This window comes from Candidatus Devosia phytovorans, assembly GCA_029202405.1.
In the GTDB taxonomy this organism is placed as follows: Bacteria; Pseudomonadota; Alphaproteobacteria; order Rhizobiales; family Devosiaceae; genus Devosia; species Devosia phytovorans.
This window is the reverse complement of the sequence record CP119312.1, coordinates 4,283,325-4,299,156: the sequence shown is the minus strand read 5'-3', so window position 1 is coordinate 4,299,156 and position 15,832 is coordinate 4,283,325. Positions and strand designations below refer to the sequence as shown.

General features: G+C 61.9%; 15 protein-coding genes. 4 read left to right on the top strand and 11 right to left on the bottom strand.

Translation table 11 applies throughout. The features are described 5' to 3' along the window. Positions 1-21 precede the first annotated feature (21 nt). A complete protein-coding gene (ilvD, locus tag P0Y65_21220; GenBank protein ID WEK04662.1) occupies positions 22-1,875 on the top strand; it encodes a dihydroxy-acid dehydratase in 1,854 nt (617 codons plus the stop codon). Between the two features lie 207 nt (positions 1,876-2,082). Here the strand turns inward: ilvD and P0Y65_21215 are convergent, their stop codons facing one another. Further along, positions 2,083-3,009: a hypothetical protein gene (locus tag P0Y65_21215; GenBank protein WEK04661.1), complete on the bottom strand. Its 927-nt coding sequence runs from the start codon at positions 3,007-3,009 to the stop codon at positions 2,083-2,085. Between the two features lie 412 nt (positions 3,010-3,421). Between P0Y65_21215 and P0Y65_21210 the strand changes: the two genes are divergently transcribed. Continuing rightward, complete coding sequence (locus tag P0Y65_21210; protein ID WEK04660.1) at positions 3,422-4,393, top strand: VOC family protein; 972 nt, start codon at positions 3,422-3,424, stop codon at positions 4,391-4,393. On the opposite strand, the gene P0Y65_21205 is transcribed toward P0Y65_21210, so the two are convergent. From P0Y65_21205 to P0Y65_21185, 5 genes are all read right to left on the bottom strand, one after another. Continuing rightward, complete coding sequence (locus P0Y65_21205) at positions 4,390-5,259, bottom strand: aldo/keto reductase (GenBank protein ID WEK04659.1); 870 nt, start codon at positions 5,257-5,259, stop codon at positions 4,390-4,392. The genes P0Y65_21210 and P0Y65_21205 overlap by 4 nt on opposite strands. Before the next feature lie 84 nt (positions 5,260-5,343). Then, complete coding sequence (locus P0Y65_21200) at positions 5,344-5,769, bottom strand: DUF1178 family protein (GenBank protein WEK04658.1); 426 nt, start codon at positions 5,767-5,769, stop codon at positions 5,344-5,346. 56 nt (positions 5,770-5,825) lie between these two features. Continuing rightward, positions 5,826-6,656, bottom strand: coding sequence for a carbon-nitrogen hydrolase family protein (locus P0Y65_21195; protein ID WEK04657.1), 831 nt, complete (start codon positions 6,654-6,656; stop codon positions 5,826-5,828). Between the two features lie 6 nt (positions 6,657-6,662). After that, the gene (gene grxC / locus P0Y65_21190; GenBank protein ID WEK04656.1) at positions 6,663-6,917 is read right to left on the bottom strand and encodes a glutaredoxin 3; all 255 of its coding nucleotides are present in this window, start codon (positions 6,915-6,917) and stop codon (positions 6,663-6,665) included. A 33-nt stretch (positions 6,918-6,950) separates the two neighbouring features. After that, positions 6,951-7,748, bottom strand: a complete 798-nt coding sequence (locus tag P0Y65_21185) for a ComF family protein (GenBank protein ID WEK04655.1) — start codon at positions 7,746-7,748, stop codon at positions 6,951-6,953. A gap of 42 nt (positions 7,749-7,790) precedes the next feature. Here P0Y65_21185 and P0Y65_21180 point away from each other — a divergent pair, with 42 nt between their 5' ends. Next, complete coding sequence (locus P0Y65_21180; GenBank protein WEK04654.1) at positions 7,791-8,621, top strand: SAM-dependent methyltransferase; 831 nt, start codon at positions 7,791-7,793, stop codon at positions 8,619-8,621. A 142-nt stretch (positions 8,622-8,763) separates the two neighbouring features. Here P0Y65_21180 and P0Y65_21175 read toward each other — a convergent pair whose 3' ends face one another. Both P0Y65_21175 and P0Y65_21170 read right to left on the bottom strand, forming a co-directional pair. Beyond that, positions 8,764-9,327, bottom strand: a complete 564-nt coding sequence (locus P0Y65_21175) for a CarD family transcriptional regulator (GenBank protein ID WEK04653.1) — start codon at positions 9,325-9,327, stop codon at positions 8,764-8,766. A gap of 372 nt (positions 9,328-9,699) precedes the next feature. Then, complete coding sequence (locus P0Y65_21170; GenBank protein ID WEK04652.1) at positions 9,700-10,038, bottom strand: ferredoxin family protein; 339 nt, start codon at positions 10,036-10,038, stop codon at positions 9,700-9,702. A gap of 460 nt (positions 10,039-10,498) precedes the next feature. Between P0Y65_21170 and P0Y65_21165 the strand changes: the two genes are divergently transcribed. Next, a complete protein-coding gene (locus P0Y65_21165) occupies positions 10,499-10,801 on the top strand; it encodes a PRC-barrel domain-containing protein (protein WEK06860.1) in 303 nt (100 codons plus the stop codon). Positions 10,802-10,861: 60 nt separating this feature from the next. On the opposite strand, the gene P0Y65_21160 is transcribed toward P0Y65_21165, so the two are convergent. From P0Y65_21160 to P0Y65_21150, 3 genes are read right to left on the bottom strand one after another with little or no spacing between them, the layout of a single operon-like run. Next, positions 10,862-11,548 carry a DUF2270 domain-containing protein gene (locus tag P0Y65_21160; GenBank protein WEK04651.1) on the bottom strand — a complete coding sequence of 229 codons (687 nt, stop codon included), beginning with the start codon at positions 11,546-11,548 and terminating at the stop codon, positions 10,862-10,864. A 53-nt stretch (positions 11,549-11,601) separates the two neighbouring features. Next, positions 11,602-12,009: an RNA-binding S4 domain-containing protein gene (locus P0Y65_21155; GenBank protein WEK04650.1), complete on the bottom strand. Its 408-nt coding sequence runs from the start codon at positions 12,007-12,009 to the stop codon at positions 11,602-11,604. Positions 12,010-12,012: 3 nt separating this feature from the next. Next, positions 12,013-15,012: a helicase-related protein gene (locus P0Y65_21150; protein ID WEK04649.1), complete on the bottom strand. Its 3,000-nt coding sequence runs from the start codon at positions 15,010-15,012 to the stop codon at positions 12,013-12,015. Between the last annotated feature and the right edge of the window lie 820 nt (positions 15,013-15,832).

Sequence of the window (15,832 nt, the reverse complement as noted above, 5' to 3'; positions counted from 1 at the left end):
CAGACCTTCGAGGATTGTGTCATGCCCGCATATCGTTCCCGCACCACCACCCATGGCCGCAACATGGCCGGCGCGCGTGGCCTCTGGCGCGCCACGGGCATGAAGGACGGCGATTTCGGCAAGCCCATCATCGCCGTCGTCAACAGCTTCACCCAGTTCGTTCCCGGCCATGTGCATCTGAAAGATCTCGGCCAGTTGGTCGCCCGCGAGATCGAGGCGGCCGGTGGCGTTGCCAAGGAATTCAACACCATCGCGGTCGATGACGGCATCGCCATGGGCCATGACGGCATGCTCTATTCGCTGCCCAGCCGCGACATCATCGCGGACTCGGTGGAATATATGGTCAATGCTCATACCGCCGATGCCATGGTCTGCATTTCCAATTGTGACAAGATCACCCCCGGCATGCTCAACGCCGCCATGCGGCTCAACATCCCCGTGGTCTTTGTCTCCGGTGGCCCCATGGAAGCCGGCAAAGCGATGATCAAGGGCAAGCTGCAGGCCCTCGACCTGGTCGACGCCATGGTGATGGCCGCCGACGAACATTATACCGACGAGGAAGTGCAGGCCGTGGAAGAAGCCGCCTGCCCCACTTGCGGCTCCTGCTCGGGCATGTTCACCGCCAACTCGATGAACTGCCTGACCGAAGCGCTGGGTCTGAGCCTGCCCGGCAACGGTTCCACGCTCGCCACCCATTCGGACCGCAAGCGCCTGTTCCAGGAAGCCGGCCATCTGATCGTCGACCTGGCCCGCCGCTGGTATGAGCAGGACGACGCTTCGGTCCTGCCACGCTCCATCGCCACCAAGGCCGCCTTCGAAAACGCCATGGCGCTCGACATTTCCATGGGTGGCTCGACCAACACCGTGCTGCATATCCTGGCCGCTGCCTATGAAGGCGGCGTCGATTTCACCATGGACGACATCAACCGCTTGAGCCTCAAGGTGCCGGTGCTCTCCAAGGTCGCGCCCGCTAAAAATGACGTGCATATGGAAGACGTACACCGTGCCGGCGGCATCTTCGCCATCCTGGGTCAGCTCGATCGCGCCGGCCTGATCAATCGCAGCGAACCCACCGTCCATGCCGCGACCATGGGTGACGCCATCGACAAGTGGGACATTTCCCGCACCAATTCGGAAAGCGTGCGCAATTTCTACATGGCCGCCCCCGGCGGCGTGCGCACCACCCAGGCTTTCTCCCAATCCAACCGCTGGGCCGAACTCGATCTCGATCGCCAGAACGGCGTCATTCGCTCGGCCGAAACGCCCTTCTCCAAGGACGGCGGCCTCGCAGTGCTCAAGGGCAATATCGCGCTCGACGGCTGCATCGTGAAGACCGCCGGTGTCGATGAATCCATCCTCAAGTTCACCGGTCCGGCCCGCGTCTTCGAGAGCCAGGATGCGACGGTGAAAGCCATTCTCAGCAACGAGATCAAGGCCGGCGACGTGCTGGTGATCCGCTACGAAGGCCCGCGCGGCGGACCAGGCATGCAGGAAATGCTCTACCCGACGAGCTATCTGAAGTCGAAAGGCCTCGGCAAGGCCTGTGCCCTCCTCACCGACGGCCGTTTCTCCGGGGGCACCTCGGGCCTTTCCATCGGCCACGCATCGCCCGAAGCTGCCGAAGGCGGCGCCATCGGCCTCGTGCGCGAGGGCGATATTGTCGAGATCGATATCCCCAACCGCACCGTCAACGTGCTGGTCAGCGACGCCGAACTGGCCACCCGCCGCGCCGAACAGGACAAGCTCGGCTGGAAGCCAGCCAAGCCGCGCAAGCGCAACGTGACGACGGCCCTCAAGGCCTACGCCGCTCTGGTGACCTCGGCATCAAAGGGTGCCGTGCGCGACACCAAGGCCATCGACAAGCTGTGGAATTAGGTTCGGTTTTCTCCGGCAGCGCCTCAAACTCGATGTCACCCCGGCCTTGAGCCGGGGCCCATCTTGAGATCAAGCCGCAGCTGCAGGGTGGTGGCGATAGCGACGGCGGCCTTGCGGCAAGACAACCATCTGCGGATGGATCCCGGCTCAAGGCCGGGATGACACCGTGGGCGGAGATGACCCGGTGACCGGACAGACGCTATAAACTCACTGCGCCCAGTCGAACTTCATGTCCTTAAAATCGAGCTGGGCATTGCCGCCACCGAAGTTGTAGCCGCCGAAATATTCTTCAAAGCCTAAGTGATAGGGGCTGAAATCGGGGAAGCCCTGGATGGGGCGCATTGTGCCGCCGATATGGTTGGGCAGGTGGCTTTTGACCCATTTGTGCAGACGGTAATTCTCCGTCTCGACGACGCCGCCTTCCCAGTAATATTCGCGCTGGTAGCCGTTGTCGCCAAACTCGTCCGGCGCAACACCGGCATTGGGATCCTCGTTGCGGGTCGTGATCCTGATGGCGCGGTTGAATGCCAGGCCAGGATCGGGAATGCCGCCCAGCTGCTTGTAGACGAAATAGTCCTCCGGCGGCATCGGCCCCATGATGTAGCTCGCATCCCAGAAGGCAGAAGCCGAGCCATGATCCATCCAGGCGGGCGTCGGAACCTCGACAAGGTGCGGATTGCCGTCGAAGCGCGGCGGCCAGGTGAAGGGCCCGTTGAACTCTTTTTCGGTCAGCAGGATGACCGCATATTCAAGATCTAGAATGTCCTTCATGCGGTGCAGACGCGGATGCTCCCCCTGCCGCGCCTCCCAGAAGGGCACAAGGAACGGATCGCTCGGCTTTTGTGGATCGACCTCGTCGAAAAACGCTCGCACCCTGGGCGCGGTGAGCGGCATGCCGTCATTGTGGTCGAAGGCCACCGCGAAAAAACTGAGCGCGACGATATCGGGCCCATGCACGCGATAATCCTCGGGCAGGCGGATAGTGAAACCGTGATTGAGCGGATAGCCGTTGTTAGGATCGAGCGGCCATTGCGCCGGGCTGATGCCTGGCGGCAGGCCGAAAGCCCAGCCATCGCCGCGAGGATCGCCCTCGCCAATGCTCTGGTGCAGCATCTCGATATTATAGGCGTGCAATATCTTCTCCTTGGCGAGGGCCGGAGTGAAAAGGGCAGCTCCCGCAAGGCCAAGAAAGTGACGGCGTGATAAGGGCATACGAGACCGGACAATGGGTTGACGCTGAAATAGACCTGCTCAGAACAGACAAGATTTGTGACGAGATGACGACATTTCTGTCGCCAAGCCGAAATGCCGGTGCTAAAGCCCCGCCCAGCCACCCAGCGGTCTGCCAAGACAGCTGGACTGGTCAGGTTCGATAGCGGGGATTCCACCCTCCCTATCGGACCGACTCTAACCTCCCCCGACATCGATATATCCTGCCCGGCGAACGCTGCGTTTGCGCGCGATCGTACTGGCACACGCGCTTGTCAGGCCCCAAGCTCACGCACCCGTGTTAGCCATGGCCAACACCATTTGCATGAGCGTCAGCATGTCGAAGATTTCCCGCCGCCACCTCCTGCGCCTCGCCGGCGTGACCACCGCCAGCGCCGCGCTGACCAATGCTTTGCGCGCCGAGGGCTTTGCGCTGCTGGCGCCGACGCCCGAGGTCACCGTAGCCACCGAGGCACCGATCCATGTGCGCGACGTCACCCTGCGCGCCCGCAACATCGACCTGATGAAGCAATATTATCAGCTGGTCATCGGCCTCAAGGTTTTGCGCGAAAGCAACGACGAGGTGGCATTGGGCGTCGGCGACACCACGCTGCTGACCCTGCTGTCGGCGCCGGAAGCGCCCTTCTCCGCTCCCAGCGAGGCCGGGCTTTATCATACGGCTTTCCTCATGCCCTCGCGCACGGAGCTGGCGCGCTGGCTGGTGCATGTCGCCATGATGGATGTGCCGCTGACCGGCTTTGCCGATCATCTGGTGAGCGAGGCCGTCTATCTCGACGACCCGGAAGGCAATGGCGTGGAAGTCTATGCCGATCGCGCGCCGGACAGCTGGACCTGGGCGGGCGACCAGGTGGTGATGGGTAGCGAAGCGCTCGATGTGGAAAGCCTGTTCCAGCTCACCAACACCAATGTCGATACTTTCACCGGCGCGCCCGAAGCCACGCGGATCGGCCATATCCATCTGCGCGCCGGCGAGATCGAAACGGCCACCGCCTTCTACAATGGCGCGCTTGGGCTTGATATCGTGCGCGGCCGCAACGGCGCAGCCTTCATGTCATCAGGGCGCTACCACCATCATGTGGCGGTCAATACCTGGCAAAGCGAGGGCGCGGGGCCGCGCGACCGGCTGAAAACCGGGCTGGCCGAATTCACCCTGCAGTTTGATGACGCCACGCTGCTCGAACCCATCCGCCAGCGGCTGGCCGAAGCGGGCGTGGACATGGCAGAGGCCGGCAGCGACCTCATCGCTGCCGACCCTTGGGGTACTTCAGTACGTCTGGCGGCGAGCTAGCCCTGCTTGCCGATCCGGTCGAGGGTCTGGAACTCGTCGTCGCTGAGCTCGATGGCCGCGGCGGCGACGTTTTCTTCCAGATGCTTGACCTTGCCGGTGCCCGGAATGGGCAGCATGACCGGCGAGCGCTTCAGCATCCAGGCCAGCGCCAGCTGGCTGGCGGAAGCGTCATGCCTGTCCATGATCGCCTTGAACTCGGCGCTGGTGCTCTCAAGATTGCCGCCGTCGATCGGACGCCATGGAATGAAGCCGATGCCATTGGCCTCGCAGTAATCCAGCACATCCTCGGCCTTGCGGCTGACGAGATTGTACATGTTCTGGACTGTGGTCACCTTGAAATACTTGCTGGCTTCCTTGATCTCTTCGACGCTGACCTCGCTGAGGCCGGCATGGCGGATGATGCCATCCTTCTGCAGCTGGGCAATGGTCTCGAACTGCTCCCGCGCCGGCACCTTGGCGTCGATGCGATGCAGCTGCCAAAGGTCGATGACATCGACCTTGAGACGGCGCAGGCTCTGGATGGCGCCCTGACGCAGGAATTCAGGCCGGCCGAGCTGAGGCCAGACATCGGGACCATGGCGGGTCAGCCCGCTCTTGGTGGCGACGATCGTGCCCTTGGCATAGGGCGCCAGCACCTCCCCGATCAGCTCTTCGCTGACATAGGGGCCATAGCTTTCGGCCGTATCGACGAAGTTGACATTGAGCTCGGGCAGGCGGCGCAACGTCGCCTTTGCCTCTTCGGGATCCTCTGGCGGACCCCAGATGCCCTTGCCGGTAATGCGCATGGCGCCAAAACCGAGGCGGTTGACCGTAAGGTCACCGCCAATGGCGAACGTGCCCGAAAGGGCTGCATCACGAGTGGTCATAGCAATATCTCCGGTTTGCGCGCCGGGAGTGGCGCTCGGAAGGATGGGAACGCGAGGTTCCCGCCGGGCATGGGTAGCCCGGGATTAGTTGTGCTCGTCCGGCAGGCCTGGCAGCGGCATAAACTCGACACCATCTTCGGCAAGGGCCAGGACCTCGTCGCGCGTGGCTTCGCCATAGATGTCGCGTCGTTCCACTTCCTCGAAATGGATTTTCCGCGCTTCCTCGGCAAATCGGTCGCCAACATAGTCGGATTGGCTCTTGACCTTCTGACGATACTCGCGCAGCAATTCGCGGAATTTTGCGAGATCGGGATTGGACGAACTCAGGGAAACCCTGTTGCCATCAGTGCGCGCCACAGCCGGGGCCATTAGCGCTTTCTCCACCGTACCATCGCCGCAGACGGCGCAGGTCACGATGCCCCGGGCCTGCTGTTCATCGAATGCCGCAGCATTCCTGAACCAGGCGTCGTAGCGGTGCCCTTTGGAGCAATGGAGGGAATATTGGATCACGATCGACAAGTCTCATGCGCCGGGCGGCGCTGTTGGGAAGGATATAGGTCGATTACCTAGTCCTGCAACGTCTCGGGCAGGGCAAAGTTTCGCGCATTGGCCAGAGCCGGTATGCGCGCCCGCGCGTCGGCCACATGATCCACGCCAATTTCGGCCAGCAGCACGCCTGGTTCGTCATGCTCCAGTTCGGCGATGATGCGGCCCCAGGGATCGATCACCAGCGAATGGCCATAGGTGGCACGGCCATTGGGATGATGGCCACCCTGCGCCGCGGCAATGACATAGGAGCCTGTTTCGATGGCGCGGGCACGCAGCAGCACATGCCAATGTGCCTGCCCCGTCGGCACGGTAAAGGCCGCCGGCACGGCGATCAGGTTTGCTCCAGCATTGGCGAGGCTATTGTAAAGCTTGGGAAAACGCATGTCGTAGCAGATCGACATGCCCAGGGTGAATTCACCCAGTTTCGCCGTTACCGCCCGCTCGCCTCCGGCATAGGTGGCACTTTCGCGGTAGGCATTGAGCCCGGCAATATCGGCATCGAACAGATGGATCTTGTCATAGGTATCAACAATCGCGCCATCGGGCCCGAACAGCACCGAGCGATTGGCAAAGCGGCCATCCTCCAGCGGCACGGCAAGCGAGCCGATATGGACGAACATGTTGTGCTGCCTGGCCAGTTCGCCAATGCGGCGCAGCTGCGGATGATCCTCGAAAGGCGCGGCAACGCTTTTGAGCTGCTCGCGATTTTCCGGAAAGATAACCGTCACTTCCGGTGTCAGCGCATAGGTGACGCCGGCCGCGGCGGCCTCGGCCAGCATGGGCTCGAGGGCCGCAAGATTGGCCTCGGGGTCAAGCCCGGACCGCATCTGGATGGCAGCGATTTTCATGGAAGGCTACGACGCCAGCAGCTTGTCGAGGCCGCCTTCGCGGTCGAGCGCAGCCATATCATCATAACCACCGACATGTGTCTCGCCGATAAAGATCTGCGGCACGGTGCGGCGGCCATGCGCGCGCTGGGTCATCGCGGCGCGCAGGTCGGGATCAAGCACGGTAATTTCGGTATAGTCAGCACCCTTTTCATTGAGCAGCGACTTGGCGGCGTGACAATAGGGGCAGGTCGGCGTCGTATAGATTTCAATCTTGGCCATCTGAAATTCTCCTTCGAGAAGAGGCGGTTATTCTTATATGGGCAGTTCTGCCCCGATGACAACGCGGGCAAAGGTCATCACGTCAATGGATTCAACGCCCGCCTTGCGCAAGGCCCGTGTCACCGCCTTGGTCGTGGCGCCCGTCGTATAGACATCGTCCACCACAACCACGCGGCGACCTTTGATCCGTGCCAGCATGCCGGGGTGAACGGCAAAGGCACCGGCGACGTTCCGCTGGCGGCCATCGCCAGATAGACCAACCTGTTGTCGCGTCTTGCGAATACGCCGCACCAACAGGGGATCGACCCGGAGCCGGGTGAGCCTGCCGAGGGCCTGCGCCAGCTCCGCCGACTGGTTATAGCGCCGCTCGCGCTGCCGCGCCGGATGCAGCGGCACCGGCACCAGCACCGGTTCGCCGGCCCACAATTCATGCCCAGCACCAGCCATCAACCGCGCACAAAAGCGCGCCAGCTCGGGCCGGTCGCCATATTTGAGGCGGGAGACCAGCGTGCGCGCCACCTCATTGTAGATCACCGCTGCCCGCGCCCGCCCGAAAGGCGGCGGATCGGCCAGGGCCTCTGCGGAGAGCGCGCCTGGCCCTAGGGAGATTTCAAAGGGCAGGCCCATGATCGGACAGAGCGGCGCGGTGATTGGTCGGAGCCTTGTAAAACACGGTCCGCAAAGCCCGTCTGCCGTTGCGATCGGCGCCTCGCAATTGAGGCAGACAGGCGGATAGGCGAGGTCGAGCAGCATGTTGCCCAGCGTCTGCGCACCACGCGCCAGGCCGCTGGCCCAAAGACCGGTTTTGACAAGCCCCTCATGCCTCTCCATAAGGCAGATAGTGCCACAGCCCCATCTGGCCGCAAGATCGACATGACCCAGCCGCCCGCCATTTTCGACAAGCCCCTGATCGCCCGCCACCTGGCGCGGCGTACGGAAACCAGCGACTTCGTTACCGATCTCATTCTAGCCGATCTCGAGGATAGGCTGGCCGCGCTGATCCGCGATTTCTCCAGGGCCGCCATTATTGGCCCCGATCTCGAAAAACTCCCGTCGTCAGGCCGCACCGCCAGCGCCAGCTTTACCTTTGAGCGCTACAGGGCCTTCGACAGCCATGATGACATGCCCCCGCTGAGCGGGGAAAACTATCATCTGATTGTCTCGCTGCTGGAGCTGCAGGCGATCAATGACGTGCCTGGCTATCTGGCGCGCTTGCGGAAGCATCTGGCGCCCGACGGCCTGCTGATGGTGGCAGCGCTGGGCGGCGAGACGCTGACTGAATTGCGCGAGGCTTTCCTCAGCGCTGACATAGAGATATGGGGCGGCGCGGCGGCGCGGGTGGCGCCGATGATCCAGGTGCGCGATGCCGGCGCCCTGCTGCAGCGCGCCGGCCTTGCCCTGCCCGTCGCCGATGTCGAAACCCATGTCGTGCGCTATGCCAGCCCCTTCGCCCTGATGGCCGAACTCAAGGCACTCGGCGCCTCCAACCCCCTGATGGACCGACCAAAACGCCTGGCGACGCCCACCCTCTTGGCGGCCGCAGCCGAAGCCTATGCAGCCCGCGACGGCGATGCCGACGGCCGTATCCGCGCGACGCTGGAAATCATCTGGCTCTCCGGCTGGGTGCCGCATGAAAGCCAGCAGCAACCGCTCAAGCCCGGTAGTGCCACGAGCCGGCTGGGCGATGTTCTGGGCAAGATCTGAGTAGCACCAGCTTCAATCCGGAGGCCCATCCGGCCCAATTGGCTAGCAGACTGTTAGCATCGAGTGTCACTTCGGACCCCAAAATGCGAAAAAGGGCCGGTGTTTCCACCGGCCCAATGTTCATGTCGTTGAAGCTGAAAGATTAGGCAGCTTCTTCGTCGCCTTCCGGCTCGGCATCAGCCTTGGTGCGCTTGGGCGACTTGGCCAGGTTCTTTTCGATCAGCTGCACGGCTTCGGTCAGCGTCAGCTTGTTGACGGCACCGATTTCGCGGCTCATGCGATCCATGGCCTGTTCGAACAGCTGGCGTTCCGAATAGGACTGCTCGGGCTGCTCTTCGGAGCGATAGAGATCGCGCACGACTTCGGAAATGGCGATCAGGTCGCCCGAATTGATCTTGGCTTCATATTCCTGGGCACGACGCGACCACATGGTGCGCTTGACGCGCGCGCGACCGGTAACGGTGGTCAGGGCCTGGGTCACCATGTCCTCTTCGGCCAGCTTGCGCATGCCGACGGACTTGATCTTGGCAACGGGAACGCGAAGGGTCAGCTTATCCTGTTCGAAACTGATGACGAACAGTTCAAGGGTCAGTCCGGCAACTTCCTGTTCCTCGATCGAGACGATCACACCGACGCCATGCGCCGGATAGACGACGTACTCACCGGTCTTGAAACCGAGCCGTGTCTGTACCTTCTTGGCTACCATAGTCTTGGAACTCCTTGTTGACGCCCCAAATGGACGGTTCCTGGCGGGAAGGACCATCCACCCTATACTCATACTCTGGCGCCGAAACGCGACGCCGCGCGCAGCAATAACCCCATGGCGATCCGGATCCGCTTTGTCCGGAGGTCAGCACATCTAGCGATGTTGTCAGAAAAAACGTGCCTTAAGGCACGGGCTGGGTGACGGGCTCAACTGCATTCAGAGGGACCATAGCACAAATTTTCGGCAAAATCAAAAACTACGAATCAAGCGCATATGCGCGCCCATGCAAGAGGACAATCCTGTGGCCAGGCGCCCAATCTGCTTGATTCCACAGCTTCCCCACAGCCCGTCAACAGCTGCGGCAGATCAGCTTCAGTCGCCCTCGCCGGGCGCTTCCGAGAAATATTTAGCCAGCTTGCCTTCTTCGCCATCAAGCGCCTTGGCCTCGGGCAGCGGGTCGCGCCGTTCGGTCAGGTTGGGCCAGATCGAGGCAAATTTGGTATTGAGCGCCAGCCATTCGTCGAGCCCGCTCTCGGTATCGGGCTTGATCGCCTCGGCCGGGCATTCCGGCTCGCACACGCCGCAGTCGATACACTCGTCCGGATGGATCACCAGCATGTTTTCGCCTTCGTAGAAACAATCCACGGGGCAGACTTCGACACAGTCGGTGTACTTACAGGCGATGCAATTATCGGTGACGATATAGGTCATATCGGGCGGCAGTCCGGCGGGGTTCTCAACGGGTCCGGTGCTAAACCGTTTTATGGCCGCCTGCAAGGCTGGCAAGCCGCACCATTTGGCGCAGGTTAATGCCAGAGCGAAACCTTTTGCCCCTGGCGATGCTTGTTCTCCTCAATAGAGGAGACCCGACATGCCCACTTTCCAGCAATCTGCCCAGGACCCCGCCCGCCGCCAGCCCAAGGGCGACCACAACCGTCGCCTCGCCATGGGCCTCGATCCCGACGAATTCGCCGCGACCGCGGGCGTCAGCACTGAGGACCTGCGCCGTTACGAAATGAGCGGTCCGGACGAAAGCTTTGACGTGGAGGTTGCCCGCCGCGTCGGCGACACGCTCGAACGGCTCGAGACCATGGTCCCCAATTCCGAAGCCGGCGGGAACAACCTCGATGCTGACGGGTTAAACCGGTCTACAACAAGAGGAGAACATCCCATGGATCATTCCAACCATGTCCGCCTTGCCGCCAATGAACTGACCCCGTCGGTTCTCGAAGGCGCCACCATTTATGGCGCCGACGATCACAAGATCGGCCACGTCTCTCACCTGCACGGCCTGGGTGCCAGCAGCCAGATCATCGTCGATGTCGGCGGCTTTCTCGGCATTGGCGCCAAGCCAGTGGCCGTTCCGGCCAGTGACCTCGAATTCATGCGCGACGAGCATGGCGACGTCCACGCCGTGACCGGCTGGACCAAGGACCAGCTCGAAAAGATGCCGGAACACAAGCATCACCACTGACGGCCTCCAAGCAAGGCCAGACCGATAAAAGGCCCGGGAGCAATCCCGGGCCTTTCTTCGTCAGACATGCACCTCTTCGCCGCCGCGATCCTTGCCTTTGAGCGAAGCTGTGGCAAGGCCTGCAAAGAAAAGCACGATCAGCACCACGACCAGCCAACCCGGGACCGGCCCGATGGCGGCATGGCCGATGACCGTCTGCAGCGGCCGGCCCGGATCGAGCGCTGCCCCGTCCTGCAGGTCAGGCGAGGCCAGCTTGACCACCCAGGCAAAGAGCAGGATCAGAAACATCCAGATATAATTCCGCCGCAACCGACGCCGGAGCGCCAACTGGTAGGTGATGCGGAACTTGGGGTGCCGCAGATCCTGCGCCAGCATCAGCAGCCATGGCTCGGTGCCGCTTTCCGTCTCAGGCCCGAAAAGCTGGCCGAAATAGTGCCGCTCGAACTGACGCACCCGCATGCGATAGACATCGTAGAAACGATAGCGCCGCGCCTCGACGCAGAGCAGCAGCGTAACGATCAGCATGGCAAACAGCGACAGGCCATGATGGGCGGTTGGTGTCGACAGCGACACCGAAAGCAGCGCCGCAACCACGGTAATCGCCCAATTGCTGGTGAGATCGATGCGCGATCGCCAGGCATTCATGCGGCCCATTTCTGCGCGATAATAATGGATCATCGCATTGGTCGCTTCTGCCGAATTGGTCGGCAGCCGCGCCTGGGCAATGGGTGATGTGTCCTGTGACATGATGGAATACCTGGCTTTAGAGCGATGACGCGCCAAGTCAGCGATCGTTCCGTCTAGTCTTCGTCGCCGCCCAGCAGACGGTCCGTATCGCGCCGCTCCTTCTTGGTCGGCCGGCCCGCGCCTTCGCCGCGCTGGGCGATCGCTGCATCATAGGGCGACAGCTCCGGCTTGGGCAGTGGCGGCGGGGAAAGATCTTGATAGAGCCCCTGCGCTTCGGGTGCCGGGCCGCGGCGCACCCCGCAATCGAGGATGCGCCAGACCGTGATGCGATTGTGCAGCGTCATGGTCAGAACATCGCCCGCCCCGACCTTTTGGTCGGAACGGTCGGTGCGTTCGGAGTTGACGCGGACCGCGCCGCTTTCGATGAACTTTTGCGCCAGCGTGCGCGATTTTAGCGCGCGCGAGAAAAACAGGAACTTGTCGAGCCGCTCCTTGCGGATGGGTTCGCTCGCTCCTGCCAATCCCTACTGACCCTTCGGCGATTTTAGCGCCAGGAGCTTGGCAAAGGGGCTATCGGGATCGAAAGCCTTTTCCTTGCGCTCGTCGCGCTGCGGCTGCTGGAAGCGGGCACGATCGCCCTTCTGATCGTCGGGACGACGATTTTCCGGACGCGGCTTGCTTTCACCACGCGGCTTCTGCAGGTGACGGGCCTTGTTCAGATCCTGCACCTCACCCTCGGGGCGACGCGGACCCGCCGTGCGCTGACGCTCGGGACGCTTGGTCTGGACCTCGCCTTCCGGACGGCGGCGGGATTCATGACGCTTGTTGTCGGGGCGACGGCCGGCCGGCGACCAGATCTCGTCAAACTCCGGCTCGACGGCTTCGGCGGCAACGGCCTCGGCGGGCGCCGCTTCCACAATCGTGGTTTCGGGCACATCGGCCTCGATGACCGGCGCAGCCTCTTCGGCAACGGCCTCGACCGGGGTCTCTTCAGCCGCATCGATCGTGGCCGGGTTCTCGGCCAGCACTTCTTCAAGAGCCGGCGCTTCGGCACTGGCTTCGGCGGCAGGGGCAGGCGCGGCCACCTTGGGAACGCGCTTTACCTTGTAGCCGAGTGACGAAAGAATCGAGGCGAAGTCTTCGCCCGAGCAGCCCAGCAGCGAGGTCATTTCCACGGTGACGCGGAAACCGTTGCCTTCGGCAGCACCGGCTGGTAGTTCGCCCTGATAGAAACGACCGGCATCGAGCGCGATCAGCGGACGGATGATATCGGCCAGGCGTTCGAGAATATCGACGCGCACGGCACGCTTGCCGGCCACCTTGAAACCGGCCATTTCGTAGAGCCGCGTATCGACTTCGGGATCAACCACGAAGCTGGTGCGGCCGCTCAGCACGATATGGGGAATATCGGTCACGCCAGCCTGGCGCACGCCGCCATTCTTGAGGGCGAACAGAATCAGCGCCAGCTCGCGCGGCGCGGGCTTGAGCGAGAGCGGCAGGTAGATGTGATAGGCGCCGAACTTGACGCCCAGCTTGCGCAGTTTGCCGCGCAGGTCCTGATCGAGGTTCTTGACCTCGTCGGCCACCTGGCCACGCGGGATCAGGCCGATATGCTCGTAGAGCTGATAGGCAATGCCACGCGCGGTGCCATCGACATCGGCCGGCGCTTCCAGCGCCATGACGCTTTCGAGCACGGTATTGATATGATGGCGTAGCCAGAGGCTGAGGCGATCCTGCACGCGCTCGAGATCGGTCCCGGTCAGCGTTTCGTCCGCCAGCATCAGGATGCGCGGGCGATAAAGCGCATCGCCCTCGATCAGTTCGGCGACGATATCGCCCTTCCAGCGCAGCCGGCCATCGGTGGCCAGCACGAATTCTTCATTGGGCGCGCCGGCCAGGCGATCGGCGCGATTGTGGATCTCGGGAGCCACCACCTGGTCGGCTGCTGCGCGCAGCCCCTTGATATCGGCGTCGCCATCATTGCGCGCCAGGGTAAAGCGGAAGCCTTCAAGCGTGCCGATGAGATGGCCTTCCAGCCGTACTTCGCCGCGCTCATTGATCTCGGGAGATGCCATACGTTTGTCTTTCAGATGACGCAGCAAGACGCTGGTGCGCCGGTCGACGAAGCGCTGAGTCAGCCGCTCATGAAGAGCGTCGCTCAACCTATCCTCAATGTCTCGGGTCTTTTCGCGCCAATGTGAAGGGTCTGCAAGCCAGTTTTTGCGATTGGCGACAAAGGTCCAGGTCCGGATTTGCTTGATCCGGTTGCTCAAGGTGTCGATATCGCCGCTCACATTGTCGCAAAACCGCACCTGCTCGGCAATCCAGTCCGCGTTGACCGCGCGCTTCTTGACTAAATCCGAGTAAATCCGCGTGACGATTTCCCCGTGATTGGCCGGAGAAATCCCTTGATAATCAGGGATCTGGCAGCATTCCCACAGCAGCCGCGCCCCATCGAGGCCACGCGCCAGGGCCCCAGCCTCATTGCGCGAGACGAATTCGAGCGCCTGCTGATCCTTGGCCAGGGGCACGCGGGTGAGACTGCGATGCTCGGGCACGGCATCGAGAGAATTTTGCAGCGCCCCGATCGAGCTGAAATCGAGCTGGTTGTTGCGCCATTGCAGCACTTTTATCGCGTCGAAGTCATGTGTTTCGAGCTGAACGACCAGTTCCTCGTCGAATCCCTCGGTGCCGCCGGTGACGCCAAAGGTGCCGTTTCTCGCGTGGCGACCGGCGCGACCGGCGATCTGGCCGATCTCGGCCGGGGTCAGGTCGCGACTGATCCTTCCGTCGAACTTGCTGTCATCGGCAAAGGCCACATGGTGGATATCGAGGTTGAGCCCCATGCCGATGGCGTCGGTGGCGACGAGGAAATCCACATCGCCATTCTGATAAAGCTCGACCTGCGCATTGCGGGTGCGGGGCGACAGCGCGCCCATGACCACCGCGGCACCACCGCGCTCGCGGCGGATCAATTCGGCAATGGCGTAAACCTGCTTGGCCGAGAAGGCGACGATGGCCGAGCGCGGCGGCTGGCGCGAGATTTTCTTGGAGCCGGCATAGCTGAGCTGGGAAAACCGCGGTCGATCGATGATTTCGGCATGCGGCAAGAGCTTTCGGATGATCGGCGCCATGGTCGCCGCGCCCAGCAGCAGCGTCTCCATGCTGCCGCGGGCATGCAGGATCCGGTCGGTAAAGACATGGCCACGATCGAAATCCACCGCGGTCTGGATCTCGTCCACCGCCACGCAATCGACACGGATATCCATCGGCATGGCTTCGACGGTGCAGACCCAGAAGCGCGGTTTGGCTGGAATGATCCGCTCTTCGCCGGTGACCAGCGCCACTGCGCCCTCGCCCACCCGCTCGATGCAACGCTGATAGACCTCGCGCGCGAGCAGGCGCAGCGGCAAGCCGATCATCCCGGTGGGATGGGCCAGCATACGCTCGATGGCAAAATAGGTCTTGCCGGTATTGGTGGGGCCAAGGATTGCCTTGACCGACTGGGGCGGGGCGAAAGTCATTGCCGGCAATGTAGGAGTTGAAAACGGCCGTTGCGAGAGCTTGTGAGCATTGTCCCAAGAAAGGACAGGCTACGCGACCTTTTTATGTCAGATGTTCAAAAAAGGAACATTACAGAAACAAAATGGCATCGAATCAGAACGAATCAATGAATCTGCATTCGTTCTCCACGATATATTGTGGCTCGCATCGGACAAGACCTACCAGCGCGGCCTAGCGCGCCGCCGCTCTGACCCAAAAAGCCCGGAATCCATTCAGCTTCGTTGAATTTGCGTTAAATGCAGACGAAATCAGGCAGCTCTGAACAAAGTGTAAATACGGATATATTTACAGCCGCCGCGAGATTTATCTGCCGGACGGCGGTTTTGACGGCTCTCGCCTGGTGAAATTGACGAAGAAAGATTTGACCGTGCCAGGATGGGACGGTGGGGCAAGGGTGGCGCATCATCTCACAGCGCTCCCGCCCGTAGGGACAAGTAAGATGGGGCGTGTCTTGTGCATTTCCCGAACTGGTACAGCTTTTACCGCTGGCGCAGGCTCCAGTTAACCCCTGAACCAAACCCGGAACGAACAGGGTCAGAATCGGGCGAACCCACAAAATCCGGCTTTGTTCACCCCAAGCCATGGTGGTCTGGTGCCAGAGGTGCCACCAGTGCGCTGTTGGATGAGAACGAACCTGCCCAAAACCGCCAAAAGCCGTTCACATGCATTTCCGAAACGTTAATTTCGGCCTGTTTCGGACGAACCTGAGCGGATCATTGCGCGAACATTTTTTGCGCGCGCCCCGACGTTAACACCTGTCAGCCCGGCCACGGCGGCTGT

Excerpts from the sequence above, each read along its gene's own strand:
- P0Y65_21180 (WEK04654.1), top strand. The coding sequence starts at position 7,791 with ATGACCCAGCCGCCCGCCATTTTCGACAAGCCCCTGATCGCCCGCCAC.
- P0Y65_21165 (WEK06860.1), top strand. The coding sequence starts at position 10,499 with ATGGATCATTCCAACCATGTCCGCCTTGCCGCCAATGAACTGACCCCG.
- P0Y65_21205 (WEK04659.1), bottom strand. The coding sequence starts at position 5,259 with ATGACCACTCGTGATGCAGCCCTTTCGGGCACGTTCGCCATTGGCGGT.
- P0Y65_21175 (WEK04653.1), bottom strand. The coding sequence starts at position 9,327 with ATGGTAGCCAAGAAGGTACAGACACGGCTCGGTTTCAAGACCGGTGAG.
- P0Y65_21170 (WEK04652.1), bottom strand. The coding sequence starts at position 10,038 with ATGACCTATATCGTCACCGATAATTGCATCGCCTGTAAGTACACCGAC.
- grxC (WEK04656.1), bottom strand. The coding sequence starts at position 6,917 with ATGGCCAAGATTGAAATCTATACGACGCCGACCTGCCCCTATTGTCAC.
- P0Y65_21150 (WEK04649.1), bottom strand. The coding sequence starts at position 15,012 with ATGACTTTCGCCCCGCCCCAGTCGGTCAAGGCAATCCTTGGCCCCACC.
- P0Y65_21210 (WEK04660.1), top strand. The coding sequence starts at position 3,422 with ATGTCGAAGATTTCCCGCCGCCACCTCCTGCGCCTCGCCGGCGTGACC.
- ilvD (WEK04662.1), top strand. The coding sequence starts at position 22 with ATGCCCGCATATCGTTCCCGCACCACCACCCATGGCCGCAACATGGCC.
- P0Y65_21160 (WEK04651.1), bottom strand. The coding sequence starts at position 11,548 with ATGTCACAGGACACATCACCCATTGCCCAGGCGCGGCTGCCGACCAAT.
- P0Y65_21185 (WEK04655.1), bottom strand. The coding sequence starts at position 7,748 with ATGGAGAGGCATGAGGGGCTTGTCAAAACCGGTCTTTGGGCCAGCGGC.
- P0Y65_21195 (WEK04657.1), bottom strand. The coding sequence starts at position 6,656 with ATGAAAATCGCTGCCATCCAGATGCGGTCCGGGCTTGACCCCGAGGCC.